General features: G+C 46.3%; 15 protein-coding genes and 1 riboswitch. Of the genes, 3 read left to right on the forward strand and 12 right to left on the reverse strand.

The annotated features are described in order from the left end of the window. Positions 1–57 precede the first annotated feature (57 nt). From BA724_RS07625 to BA724_RS07660, 8 genes are all read right to left on the reverse strand, one after another. Positions 58–987 (reverse strand): AEC family transporter, encoded by a 930-nt coding sequence (locus BA724_RS07625; RefSeq protein ID WP_069938291.1) that lies wholly within the window; start codon positions 985–987, stop codon positions 58–60. Between the two features lie 175 nt (positions 988–1,162). Then, positions 1,163–2,056, reverse strand: coding sequence for an acyl-ACP desaturase (locus tag BA724_RS07630; RefSeq protein WP_069938067.1), 894 nt, complete (start codon positions 2,054–2,056; stop codon positions 1,163–1,165). An 85-nt stretch (positions 2,057–2,141) separates the two neighbouring features. Beyond that, entirely contained in the window at positions 2,142–3,161 is a 1,020-nt protein-coding gene (locus BA724_RS07635; protein WP_069938068.1) for an ABC transporter substrate-binding protein, read from the reverse strand. After that, on the reverse strand, positions 3,158–3,901 hold the full coding sequence (locus BA724_RS07640) for an ABC transporter permease (RefSeq protein WP_069938069.1): 744 nt from the start codon (positions 3,899–3,901) through the stop codon (positions 3,158–3,160). The genes BA724_RS07635 and BA724_RS07640 overlap by 4 nt, the downstream gene beginning before the upstream one ends. Continuing rightward, positions 3,901–4,665, reverse strand: a complete 765-nt coding sequence (locus BA724_RS07645; RefSeq protein ID WP_069938070.1) for an ABC transporter ATP-binding protein — start codon at positions 4,663–4,665, stop codon at positions 3,901–3,903. Before BA724_RS07645 ends, BA724_RS07640 begins: the two co-directional genes overlap by 1 nt. Beyond that, positions 4,658–5,332, reverse strand: a complete 675-nt coding sequence (tenA, locus tag BA724_RS07650) for a thiaminase II (RefSeq protein WP_069938071.1) — start codon at positions 5,330–5,332, stop codon at positions 4,658–4,660. Before tenA ends, BA724_RS07645 begins: the two co-directional genes overlap by 8 nt. 1 nt (position 5,333) lies before the next feature. Further along, positions 5,334–6,614 carry an acetylornithine deacetylase gene (locus BA724_RS07655; protein WP_069938072.1) on the reverse strand — a complete coding sequence of 427 codons (1,281 nt, stop codon included), beginning with the start codon at positions 6,612–6,614 and terminating at the stop codon, positions 5,334–5,336. Between the two features lie 77 nt (positions 6,615–6,691). Beyond that, positions 6,692–6,797: riboswitch (TPP riboswitch) on the reverse strand. A gap of 263 nt (positions 6,798–7,060) precedes the next feature. Then, positions 7,061–8,053, reverse strand: a complete 993-nt coding sequence (locus BA724_RS07660; RefSeq protein ID WP_069938073.1) for a zinc-binding dehydrogenase — start codon at positions 8,051–8,053, stop codon at positions 7,061–7,063. A 122-nt stretch (positions 8,054–8,175) separates the two neighbouring features. Here BA724_RS07660 and BA724_RS07665 point away from each other — a divergent pair, with 122 nt between their 5' ends. Together BA724_RS07665 and BA724_RS07670 are read left to right on the forward strand one after the other, a co-directional pair. Next, positions 8,176–9,132 carry a DMT family transporter gene (locus BA724_RS07665; RefSeq protein ID WP_069938074.1) on the forward strand — a complete coding sequence of 319 codons (957 nt, stop codon included), beginning with the start codon at positions 8,176–8,178 and terminating at the stop codon, positions 9,130–9,132. Positions 9,133–9,183: 51 nt separating this feature from the next. Next, the gene (locus tag BA724_RS07670) at positions 9,184–9,747 is read left to right on the forward strand and encodes a DUF3267 domain-containing protein (RefSeq protein WP_069938075.1); all 564 of its coding nucleotides are present in this window, start codon (positions 9,184–9,186) and stop codon (positions 9,745–9,747) included. Between the two features lie 11 nt (positions 9,748–9,758). Here the strand turns inward: BA724_RS07670 and BA724_RS18590 are convergent, their stop codons facing one another. Both BA724_RS18590 and BA724_RS07675 read right to left on the reverse strand, forming a co-directional pair. Beyond that, positions 9,759–9,917 (reverse strand): hypothetical protein, encoded by a 159-nt coding sequence (locus tag BA724_RS18590; protein ID WP_169818525.1) that lies wholly within the window; start codon positions 9,915–9,917, stop codon positions 9,759–9,761. Next, the gene (locus tag BA724_RS07675; protein ID WP_069938076.1) at positions 9,914–10,918 is read right to left on the reverse strand and encodes a zinc-binding dehydrogenase; all 1,005 of its coding nucleotides are present in this window, start codon (positions 10,916–10,918) and stop codon (positions 9,914–9,916) included. The genes BA724_RS18590 and BA724_RS07675 overlap by 4 nt, the downstream gene beginning before the upstream one ends. 112 nt (positions 10,919–11,030) lie before the next feature. Here BA724_RS07675 and BA724_RS07680 point away from each other — a divergent pair, with 112 nt between their 5' ends. Continuing rightward, positions 11,031–11,411, forward strand: a complete 381-nt coding sequence (locus BA724_RS07680) for a ferritin-like domain-containing protein (protein WP_069938077.1) — start codon at positions 11,031–11,033, stop codon at positions 11,409–11,411. Positions 11,412–11,466: 55 nt separating this feature from the next. Here the strand turns inward: BA724_RS07680 and BA724_RS07685 are convergent, their stop codons facing one another. Next, on the reverse strand, positions 11,467–12,243 hold the full coding sequence (locus tag BA724_RS07685) for an alpha/beta hydrolase (protein ID WP_069938078.1): 777 nt from the start codon (positions 12,241–12,243) through the stop codon (positions 11,467–11,469). Positions 12,244–12,254: 11 nt separating this feature from the next. Next, positions 12,255–12,905 (reverse strand): thermonuclease family protein, encoded by a 651-nt coding sequence (locus tag BA724_RS07690; protein ID WP_069938079.1) that lies wholly within the window; start codon positions 12,903–12,905, stop codon positions 12,255–12,257. Positions 12,906–12,991 lie beyond the last annotated feature (86 nt).

The following is a 12,991-nucleotide window of genomic DNA, read 5'->3' on the forward strand; positions in this document are numbered from 1 at the left end:
CCTCGTCCTTTTCATTTTACCATAACGAAAAAGAGCACGGCTTAGAAAAAAACGCGCTTACAAAGGGAACCATATTTTTGCTGAATAAATGACTAATGCCACTGTTACACTGCTGAGAACAGTGGTAACAATAACAGTCTGTGACGCAAATTCCGGATAATTATCGTATTCAAGCGCCAAAAGCGCACTATTTCGTGATGTAGGAAATGAACTGGCAATAAACATCGCCTGTGCGAGCGTCCCATGAACATCCAGCAGGAAAATAACGAGCAGACCGATCATCGGTGAAAGCAGCAGTCTCGTTGCAACGGCAAGTATGAGCGGCTTAGAAATAGATGTGATTTTCATATAAGCACATTGTGCGCCAAGCGTAATGAGAGCGACCGCTAAAAAAGCATTTGATGAATTTTCGATTGGTGACCATAAAAAGACTGGAATTTTGATGCCGGCTGCTTTTAACATAACAGCTAAAACAAGGGCATGGAGCACTGGCAGCTTGAGTACTTTTTTCAGCACGTTCTCATTATCGGCCGAAGCGGAAACAGAGTTGTAAAACCCCCACGTATATGTCAGCAGGTTTTGAAAAATCGAAATGATAATTTGAATAGATAAGCCAAGTGGATTTGCGGCAAACACAAGACCGCTTACCGGAAGACCATAATTGCCTGAATTACTTAAAACGGCGCTGTTTTGAAAGCTGGATGATAATTTCCGGTCGAACCCTGCCAGCTTGGAGATGAGCATGGCTGCTACGATTAAAAGTCCATTAAACAGCACCAAATAAACAAAAACGATCACAGCGGTTTTACCTGACAGTTCTGTTTCATATATATTCACAAAGCACACCATCGGCAAAAAGAAATTAATGGTCAACTGTGATAATGTCGGCATGTGCAATGTATATTTCCGGTGCAAAAAAGCGCCAGCTGCAATAAGCAAAAACATAGGAAGAATAATTTGAATAAGCACACTTATGAAGACTGCCACCTTGTAAACGCCTCCAATAAATAAAAAAAGAAAACGAAGCGCGGTGCTTCGTTTTCCCTGGGGATGTGAGACACTTCTGTTCACATTAGGGAATGAAATAAGCGTACCATAGCATCCCTTTTCCGAACAGATTTTTGTCATTTTATCCTTTTTGTGCATATTATCCATGATTCAATTACTTTTGTGAACGCATAAACCGTTCTTTTACACGCTTCATCCGTGCATGGTAGTTTAAAATATCAAGACGTGCTTTTTCTGCTTCCGGCGCGATTGGGCGGAGGTTTTCAATATCCCAATACTTAATAATTACATCGAGCACTTGATCAAAGTATTCAAGCGGTCCGTAGTTTGCTTCTTTTGCAATAATCGCCATCCGGTTTTCAAAATCCGGCATAACGGCACCCGGCATCTGGAAGTTTTTAATAACGTGGCCAAGGTGGTAGCAATAATTTGGCTCAAGCTGCAAATGAAATTTGATCACGTCACGGTAAAACGCATAATGAAGCGTTTCATCTTTTGCAAGGCGGCGCAGCAGTCTGCCAAGATCCGGATCGTGCTTGTTCGCTTCTTTCGCGACATTGTTGTAAAACACCATGGTCGCAAGCTCCTGCATCGATGTATACACCATCGTTTCAAACGGTGTGTGAAAATCAGGCTCCCAGCCGTTCTCAACAGTCATTTTATGAAGTTCATGCAGCCGATTCGGATCCACACTGCGTGTAATAAGCAAATACGTCTCAAGCAAATTTGAATGCTGGTCTTCCTCTGCAGTCCATGTATAAACAAAATCTTTTACGATAGAAAGCGAGCCTTTAAATGTCTGCGCAAGATGCGACGTAAACCAAGGCAAATTCACTTCTGTTAAAAGAGCTGTTTCAATAGCAGTTACGACACTTGCAGGCAATGTAACCTGCGATGGATCCCAAGGAACACGGCGAAAATCCTGTGCTTTATCCCATGGCAAAAATTCATGGTAGCCCCAGTCTATTTTAGCGGAACGTTTTTTATGTTCATCGTATAAGTCTTTCAGTCTCGGCTCGAGTCGGAAATCGAGATCATTTGTTAACAAGTATATCCCTCTCCTTTACATCCTGCATATCTTACATTGTACACGAAAACAGTGGGAACTGCCCGAATTTTCAGGCACTTCCTCTTTATTCCGGCATATTGACGAACAGCTCGTCGATTTTTGGATCCTTTTCAATTAAGCCTGTTTCTTTCATCCATTCGGCTGTTTCTTTCCATGGCTCTTCTTCCTGATAGCCAAAGCCCTGTTCGGACTCCATCAGCGGCAATAAAATATCCATGCTCTCTTTTTCTACTTCTTCTTCAAGCGGGAAATTTTCTGTTTCCTGATTGGCCATCAAAATATCAAGTGCTTCCTCCGGGTTTGCTTTCATGTCATCAAAGCCTTTCCCTGCGGCCCGCCAGAACGCTTCGATGAGTTCCGGGTTTTCTTCCCACGTTTTGTCGCTTGTGACGGCAATTAATTCATAAAACGACGGCACACCGTATTCCGTCAAATCAAAATTTGATGTTTTGTACCCTTCAAACTCCAAAAGCGGTACTTCATGGTTAATATACGCACCGACAACAGCATCTGCTTTTTTGCTGATAAGTGTTGAATTTAATTCAAAGCCAACATCGATCAATTCCACTTTCGATGGGTCACCGCCATCTTGCTCTACCATTGTTTGGACAATCGATTCATTCAGGGGAATGCCTGTATAGCCGACTATTTTGCCTTCTAAGTCTTTTGGTGACTGAATATTGCTTTCTGCAAGCGATACGACGCGGTTTAACGGCTCCCGTACAATCGCGCCAACCGATTTCACGCCGACATTTTGTTCAGTACGTGCAACAATAACATCCGGCTGATAGGTAATCGCAAGCGTTACTTGATCTGACGCAGCCATGGCAATCGGGTCGGTTGCATTGGCCGGGAATTGAATGTCGAGATTAATTCCTTCTTCTTCAAAATAGCCTTTTTCCTCTGCTACATATAAAAAGCTGTGCACCGCATTTGGGTACCAGTCGAGCATAATACTGACATCCCGCAGCTCTTGCTCTTCACTGCCGCCCCCTGTCGCTTTCTCTGTTCCTTCTTCCTTTGCACTTGACCCGCATCCCGCAAGCAGCAGTGCCGCGAGAATACCAGCTGTCCATTTTTTCATTCTTTATTCCTCCATTTCATTGATCGTTTTTCAAGTACCTTCACAAGTAAAAATAAAACAATACCAACAGCCGATAACAGAACAATTGGCGCAAACACAGCCGCGCCGTCAAATTGAGTCATCATCCGGCGGCTGAAGTATCCAAGTCCCGCCTGGGCACCAAGCCATTCCCCAATCGCCGCACCGATCACACTTAAGGTAACGGCTACTTTTAAGCCGGAATAAAAATGCGGTTTCGCCGACGGTACCTGCACTTTTAAAAAGATATCTTTTTTTGTCCCGCCCATCGTCAGCATCAATTCTCTCAGCTCTTTGCTGCTTGATTTCAGCCCGTCAAACGTATTGACGGTAATCGGGAAAAACGTAATCAGTACGGTGACCACCACTTTGCTCCAAATGCCATAGCCGAAAAACATAATAAAAATCGGCGCGAGGGCAATCGTTGGAATCATTTGCGACGAAATGACAAGCGGATAAAAAGCGCGCTCCGCCGTTTCACTCACCGCCATCCAGACGGCCAGTGCCACACCGAGCACAATCGATATCGCAAGACCGATTAAAATAATGGCAAGCGTCGGCGGCAAATGATCAAACAGCAGTGTTTCCCGCAGTTCCCAAAACCGGATTGCCACACCGGATGGCGGTGGAAAAATAAACGGCAAATTGACGGTACGGGAAGCCAGCTCCCATACGCCAAATAAAAAAACGACAATCAGGATAGCGGGGCCATATTTTTTCATCAAATCTTATTCCCCCCGCTCCGCAGCTGGTCAATCAGCCCATCCTTTAGCCTCACTACAGCTGGATCGTTTAAATCACGCAGCGATCTTGGGCGGTCAAGCGGCACAATGACTTCCTGAAGCGTTTGGACCGGTGTCTCCTGAAAAACGAGAATCCGGTCGGATAAAAACAGCGCTTCATTTACATCATGCGTAATAAACAAAATCGTTTTCTCCCTTTTTTCCCACTGGTCTAAGAGCCATTCCTGCATCGACAGCCGCGTAATCGCGTCAAGCGCGCTGAACGGCTCATCGAGAAGCAAGATGTTTGAACCGGTTAAAACCGACCGTAAAAACGATACTCTTTGCCGCATTCCGCCGGACAGCTCAGACGGATATTTATGTTCAGAACCATTGAGGCCAAATTCGTTCAAAAGCGGCAAAATTCGGCTTGCTGCTTCTTTTTTGCCAACTCCCGCAAGCTCAAGCGGAACCGCGGCATTCTCAAGTACCGTCCGCCACGGCATTAATAAGTCCTGCTGCGGCATATAGCCGGTGCGGCCGTGGCGATTTTTCACCTGCTCGCCATTTAGCCATATCGCACCGTGTTCTTCCTTTTCAAGACCGGTAATCAAGCGAAAAAGCGTACTTTTTCCCGAACCGCTCGCACCAATAATCGTGATAAATTCGCGGTCGTACACGTTTAAATGAAACCCATCCAGGATCGTTTTTTTGCCGTCATATGAAAACGACACATCCTGAAACTGGAGCACCGGCTTACGCATCGCCCGGCCACATTTCCCCGTTGTATGCCATATCCCAGAACATATACTCAAACCGGGTCGTATTTAAGAAAATCTCTTCCAGCCGCACGCGCTCTTGATCCGATTTTCCAACTGCATGTTCATCCATTAAATCGATGCACCATTGGGCCAGCTGACCGAACTCCTCTGATGAGTACATCGCGATCCACTCGCCGTACAGTTCATGATCCGCTGCGCCCGGCCGCTTGTTTAATTCTTTGCCAATTTCCCAATAGCTCCAGGCACATGGAAGGACCGCCGCTACGACATCCGCAATCGTCCCGTTTTGCGCCGCATGCAGCATGTAGTGCGTATAGGCAAGCGTAATCGGTGACGGCTTCGCCTGCTCAAGCTCTTCTTCTGTGATGCCAAACCGGGCCGCATACTGCCGGTGCAGGGCCATTTCTTCATTTAACGTCCCGTCCAAAAGCGCCGCGAATTTTCCCATTGTGGCAATGTCGTCCGCTTTAACCGCGCCAAGCGCAAACACTTTTGCATATTGAATTAAGTACAAGTAGTCCTGCACCATATAAAAACGGAATTTATCCGGATCGAGCGTCCCATCGCCCATTCCTTTTACAAACGGATGGTTATGATTTTGCTGCCAGATCGGCAGACATTTTTCTTTTAGCTGATCGCTGAATTTCATATCACTGGTCTCCTTTCTTTTTGTGCGTCCAATTGTATATAAAGGAAACCATCACTTTCGTGTATTGGACGAGTTCATCGATATCGAGCCGCTCATTAACGGCATGGGCATGATGCAGCTTGCCGGGTCCGTAAACCGCGGTTGGAATGCCAGCATCCGCCAGCCATCCGCCATCTGTTACGGTCGGTGACACGTCAAGTAGCGGCTTTTCTTTTAGTACCATGCTGTGTACGCCTATCAATGTATGAACGGCCGCATGATCAGGGTCCACTTCAAACGATGGGAAAATTTCTCCGCGGTCTTCGATCATGGACGTGCCGCCCCACTCAAACTGTGGCGGGTTTTCCTGCATCCACAGGTCGCCTTTTGCTATATTTCCGATAAATTCTTCTACTTCTTTTGCCACACTTTCATATGTTTCATTCGGATAAAAATGGACTGTAATCCAAAGGCGGCACTGGTCCGCGATAAAAGCAGCGTGACGTCCTCCTTCAATTACCGCCGGATTAATCGTTGTTGTCCCTGCTGGAAATCCAGGATAACTTTTCATGACCGCCCAGTGCCGCTCAAGCTCCTGCAGACCATGAATAATTTTTGTCATTTTTTCAATGGCGCTTGCCCCTAGCAGCTTGCCGCCCGCGTGAATCATTTGCCGGCGCGTCGCATCATGAAACGTCTTATCGCTTTTTAATGTGATCCACCCGGTAATGACGCCGCCCTGGCCTTGAATATGCAGGTCACTCGTGTCGACGACAAGGGCAAAATCAGCGCTATAGCCTTTTTTGCAGCATTGAAGGGTACCCGCTTCACCCACCTCTTCACCGATGACAGATTGAAAAATCAAATCACCTGGCAGCACAATACCCGCTTCGTGGAGCAGCTGAATCGCAAATAAAGCGCCTGCCAAACCACCTTTCATGTCTGCTGCGCCACGCCCGACGACAGCATTATGTTGAATAATCGGTGTAAACGGATCCGCGTCCCACTTCTCGTCTGGACTTACTTCTGCTACATCCATATGGCCGTTTATAATTAAACTTTTATACGCGTCGCTGTCTGTTCCTTTTAATGTACCGACGACATTCGGATCTCCCGGATAGACATCCCATTTATCAATTGCGAAGCCTTTTTCACACAAAAAAGCAGCGACATACTGCTGTGCTTCTTCCGTATTACGGGCAGGCGGTGCCGGAGTTTTAAATGAAATCAACGTTTTCAACAAATCAATAAGTTCATCTTTCCGCTCATCAATTTGTATATGTAATTGTGTGATCGTGGACATAGCAGCCTCCCTTTCTAAAACGTAAAAAAGCCATTTCTTCGCAAGGAAGAAACGGCTGTCATGACAAATTGGCGTAATGCGTCAAAACACCCCTTCCTTACGCCGGTTCAAACCGGTTCAAGTTATAAGGGTTAAGGCAGCTCGCCTCTCTCAGCCCCATTAAGGGCACCCCCAGTGGTGATTCCTATTTAATTTACTAAGAAAATAATATACACTTTTAATAATGTCCAGCTCCAGGCGTCATCTAGGTCTGCAGGATGCAGGTCACAAAAGCGTTGCGACGATCAGGATGATCTAAGTCGGGCGATTGCCACATGACGTGGCAGTTTTGACGCGCGGCGGCACGATGCCGTGTTTATTAGCTTTTGTTCTGCATAAAGCCGATAAACAGACGCCTTGCGCTTTTCTAATTAATCTTGTTACTAGTTTTATCACACTAAAGCGTCTCATTCAATAGAAAATGCAATTTTCCCGATCTGCTCGGCTTTTTCCATTCTTGTAAAGGCTTCTTCAAATTGATCAAGTGTATACGTCCGGTCCATAATAGGGTGTAGTTCATGTTTTTCGATAAATTGAAGCATTTCATTCAGTTCTTCACCGCTGCCGAGCGTTGAGCCGTGCATGTTAAACTGGCCATAAAAAAAGGTTCGTAAATTAATCATCACTTCATCCCCGGCCGACGCACCAAACGTAACAATGGTACCGCCAGTTTTCAACTGCTCAAGCGACTGATTAAATGTCGCCGCACCGACAGATTCAATAACAAGATCGACTTTTTCTCCGCCGAGCGCTTCAGTCCAGCTGTCCGCTGAATCAATGGCTTTATCCGCGCCGATTTCCAGCGCTTTTTGGCGCTTTTCTTCCGAACGTGACGTGACGTACACAGCAGCACCTGCTGCTTTTGCAAATTGAAGCAAAAACGTCGCTACTCCGCTGCCGATGCCTGGGATTAATACCGTCATGCCAGGTTTAACATTGCCTCTTGTAAATAGTGCACGGTATGCCGTTAAAGCGGCAAGTGACAAGACTCCTGCTTCTTCCCATGACAAGTGTTGCGGCTTCGGTACCGCATTTTCTGCGGGCACAATGATTAATTCTGCAAATGTTCCGTGAAACGGCAAGCCAACAATCTCAAATCCAGCAGGCGGCGCATCGCTTTTGTCCGGCCAGCCAAGTCCCGGGTTGATGATCACTTCGTCTCCCACTTTAACCGATGTTACACCCGCGCCGACTTCATCCACGATACCCGCGCCATCTGATCCGATCACAAGCGGCGGCTCATGCTCTTGATGACGGTGCAGTACAAACAAATCGCGATGATTCAGCCCCGCTGCTTTTAACCGAATCCGTACCTCCCCGTGTTTTGGTACCGCTTCCTCTGTTTCACGGCAAGAAACACCGCTAAGTCCGGCGGCTCCTTCATGCACAATCGCCTTCATCGCAATTCCCCCTTGTTTTTTGTCAGTATGATATGATTTTAACATACACATAAGGGTGCCTGTCATCCAGCGCATGGACATATTAACGAATTAGAGGACAGATACCGGGAAAGAGGCGCTTTATGAAAGAAATAGCCATTGGCATTTTAGCTTCGGTGTTTTTTGCAGTAACCTTTATTTTAAATCGTTCGATGGAGCTGTCGGGCGGGAGCTGGATGTGGAGTGCCTCCCTTCGTTTTTTCTTTATGATGCCGTTTTTTGCGATCATTGTCGCCATGCGCGGCAGACTGCGGCCGCTATTTACAGAAATGAAGCGCAATCCTATTGCATGGGTTGTGTGGAGCTTTTTCGGATTTGGGCTTTTTTATGCTCCGATTACGTATGCAGCGGCATCCGGACCAGGCTGGGTTGTCGGCGGCACATGGCAGCTAACGATTGTCGCCGGTGTTCTCTTAACGCCGCTGTTTACGGAGAAAATAAACGGGCAGGTAATCCGTCATAAAATTCCGCTCGGCGCGTTAGCGATTTCCTGTGTCATTTTGATCGGTGTTGCATTGCTTCAATTCGAAAAATCAGATGGCTTAACAACGTCCGCCTTTATGACCGGTGTCTTGCCAGTGCTAATCGCGGCTTGTGCGTATCCGCTTGGCAACCGGAAGATGATGGAACTGTGCGGCGGCCGGCTTGATACATTTTCGCGGATTCTCGGCATGATTATTGCGAGTCTCCCATTTTGGATTCTCATTAGTGCATTTGGCTGGGCAACGGATGGAGCACCGTCCTCAAGCCAGCTGGTTCAGACATTTATTGTCAGCGTGTTATCTGGTGTTATTGCGACAACACTCTTTTTTATCGCAACTGACCGATCCCGCCACAATCCAGGTCAGCTTGCGTCTGTTGAAGCGACCCAGTCCGCGCAGGTATTGTTTACTTTGATCGGTGAAGTGCTGCTTTTCAATGTGGCGTTTCCAGGTCCAATTGCATCCGGCGGTATTGTACTGATTATTATCGGCATGATCCTGCACAGCTGGTATACGAAAAAATTGAAGGAGCGTGGAACACGTGAACATGTAGCTTAAGCGGCATCGTTCAATGTGTGCGTCAAAAACTGGAATGAAAGGGTGACTTCGATGAATCTTCCTCGTGAACCGGACCAGGTCATTACATTAAACATGAAAAGTATTCATATCTGGGCAATTGTTCTCACGCTCATCTCTGTATTCATCGGGACCTTTCTTATGACGTTTCTCCATTTAGAAAGCGGCTTTTCTTTTTCATTGTGGGGATTTATTTTGTGGGCAATTTCGTATATCCTTTTAATTTTTCTGCACGAGATATTCCACTTGATTGGTTTTATAGTTTGGGGGAAATGCAGAAGAAGGGACCTCGTTTATGGAATTAACCGGGAACTTGGCATTGCGTATGCGGGCACGAAAAAAATACTGCCCGTTTCTGCTATGAAAAGAGCGCTACTCCTTCCTTTCTGGGTAACAGGCCTGCTTCCGTTCATCGCGGGAATTTGGCTGAATAGTGCTGTTTTAATGATTACATCCGCTTTTTTAATCGGTGGAGCGGCCGGCGACTTTTCGATGTACCGTCAGCTGCGTCGTGCTAAAAAAAAGGCGTTTGTTTTGGATCACCTTCATGAGCCAGTTTTGTATGTCTTTAATGAAAAAGTGGACGTTCCTTATTAGGAAGCGCCCACTCAGATTGTAGACAACTTAAATTCTTTACCGGAATATCCCCTTGCTGCTTTCCTAAAACACCTATCGGCTCCAGGTAAAAAAGCAAGGCCGCTTCCCTGAAAGATACCTGTTGCTTTCGCAATAGAAGCTGTTGTTAAAAAGGCTTTCCAATTTTTCATTCAATATTCAGCACAATTTTGCCGAACGAGTCGCCGTCTTCCATATACTTGAGGGCTGAAACGGCATCCTCAAGCGGAAACTGCTTATCGATAACTGGACGGATTTCGTGCTGTTCAAACAACGTCAGCATATCCGCAAATTCCTGCGGGCTGCCCATTGTCGTTCCGCGTATATCAAGGTGCTTGAAAAAAACACGCGGCAGTACAAGCTCCGGCACCGGTCCGGCCGTTGCACCAAAGTTGACGATTCGTCCGCCTGGACTGGCGAGCTGAACTAAGTCTTTAAATGTTTCGCCGCCGATCCCATCAATGATGATATCGGCGCCGCCCATTTCGTTCTTTAGTGCTTTTACCCAGCCATCTGTCCTATAGTTCATACCGCCGGCCGCACCCATTTCTTTCGCCCGTTCAATTTTTCTATCGCTGCTTGATGAAACAAAAACATGAGCTCCTTTTGCGACAGCAATTTGCAGGGCAAATAGCGCCACACCACTCCCAATACCCGGAATAAATACAGTCTCTCCTTTTGTTAACTCGCCGCGCGTAATAAGAGCCCGGTAAGCCGTTAAAGCAGAAAGCGGAATCGCCGCTGCTTCGGGCCATGTTAAATAGGGTGGCTTTTTATACACATTTTCACATGATATTTTCACGTATTCTGCATATGTACCATCGGTTGGCATACCGAGAGTATGAAATTCAGAGCTGCTAAACCGAATATCATCCCCCCATTGAAGAGCTGGATTGATAACGACCTCATCGCCTTGGCAAAGACTCTCCACTCCGTCTCCAACTGATTCAACGACGCCTGCTCCATCCGCCCCAAGAATGGAGGGCAGTTTTATGCTCGGATACATCCCATATGTTATAAACACGTCACGCCGATTTAATGATGCGTTCTTCAGCTTTACGACGATTTCCCCGATGCTCGGAACTGGTTTTTCCACCTCTGTGTACTTCGCCATGTCCGGACCGCCTGTTTCTTTCAATAAAATGGCTTTCATTGCTTTCCCCCCTTTGTCTGACATTTCTCATCCATTTACCCGTCCATTTTAACAAGAAAACGACAGCATGCATATGATATAGCACTACTATGTAGAAAAGGACGTGTTCTCTATGATGAACGAGCAGCTCACAAAAGCGATAAATGGAGAGTATACGGCCATTCATTGGTATGAAAAGCTTGCCAATCTAACGACAAACCCTTCAGCGAAAAAACGGATTTTGGCCATTCGCGAAGATGAACTGCAGCATTTTGAAGCATTCTCCGCTCTTTATCATGCATTAACTGGATCTGCTCCTTCTCCTAAAATGAATAAACCTTGTCCAAAAACCTTTAAACAAGGCGTTCTTTTATCGTTTCAAGATGAGCAGGAAACGTCTGAATTTTACCGGCAAATAGCGGATTCTTCTCACCTTCCATATATAAAAAAAGTATTCAACCGGGCAGCAGCGGATGAACAGCGGCATGCCGTCTGGTTTTTATCGTTTTTATAATGACAGCTTGTTCCCTTTTATACTCCCGCATTGCATTATAGGCGGAAAAAACACATTAAAATCCTTGTTTTCTCAGCCACTTCTCACAGACAGCCGTCCATAAAAAAGCTTCCGAATGATCAGAGGCGAGACCGAGACCATGGCGGCCGCTTTGAAAAACGTGCAGGTCAAATGGGACACCAGCACGGCTTAAAGCACCAGCAAATAAAAGGCTGTTTTCAACCGGAACCGGTTCATCTTCCGCGGTATGCCAAAGAAATGCGGGCGGTGTGTCTTTCGTTACGTGCCGTTCATTAGATAAAAATAAACGCTGCTCGCCTGAGGAACCGAGACCGAGTAAGTTTTCCATAGACCCCTCATGGCGATGCTCCCCAAACGTAACGACCGGGTACCCTAACACGACGACATCCGGCCGGGATGATTGTTGTTCGATCTGATCCACCGCACTGCTGATTCCATGGTCATATTTCGTGGCAAGTGTTGAGGCAAGATGCCCACCTGCCGAAAAGCCGAGTACACCAACCTTCTTTTCGTCCACATTCCATTTTTCTGCCTGTTGCCGGATCATACGAATCGCACGCGATGCATCTAAAAGCGGCACGGGATGCTTATACGGTGCAACCCGATAATGAACAACAAACGCATGAATGCCAAGACTGTTTAACCATTTCGCCACCGGTTCTCCTTCATGATCCGCCCGTCTCCGGTAGCCTCCGCCCGGAAAAATCAACATCGCCGGCGCCCTTTTTGTTCCAGCGGGATAAGCCATCATATACGGTATTTCTTCTCCCTCAATCTGAAAAGGTGCTTCTTTTTCCCACAGTCGAATCATAAAATCCCCTCCTATTTTGAATTAAATCCACGTTCGGTCACATATCCATCCATTGACCAGATACCCTTTTCTTTCTTTTTAGCCATTTGCTGCTTTGCTTCAAATTCATCAAGGTAGCGTGTATTTGGCGGATATACGTAAGCAACCCGTGCAAAGCCTTCTTGAAGAAGTATTTCTTGAACACTTTGTCCGTCTACGTACACGTATACTAAAATCCGTTCATATTTATCAAGCCGCTGTCCAATATCAAATTCGATGGTAATATCACCGCTTTGGAGCAGATCCGCCGTCCGCTCTTTTGCTTCTTCCCCAAGCGGCTGCTTGCCCAGCTGTGGATGGCGCGTTTCCGGTGTATCAATAAGCAGAAAACGGGCGCTGAACTCTTCTTTTTTCCCATCGCTGTCCGCATCAAATGCAAATACAGCTGTATCGCCGTCAACCGGACGAACAAGATCTGCCGGAATCGGATCCATCGTTCCTTTTGTTTTTAAAATATTCGTTGATTCTTTCAACGGCTCTTCTGCGGTATCCTGCTTTTCTTTTTCAATCGCTGTCAATACATCTTCTGTTACTTCGAGAACATCATTCACATCATCTAATGTACAAGCTGATAATGAGAGGACAGCTATCCCCGATAGAATGATTGTTATCCAATTTTTCACGTTTAAATCCTCTTTTCTTTCCTTGTAAGGCACCTATATAAAAAAACCTCTTCATTTCAAGAGGTTTTAGGCCGTTGACAAGTGCC

Origin of the sequence: Domibacillus iocasae (assembly GCF_001750285.1) — a bacterium.
Classification (GTDB): Bacteria; Bacillota; Bacilli; order Bacillales; family Domibacillaceae; genus Domibacillus; species Domibacillus iocasae.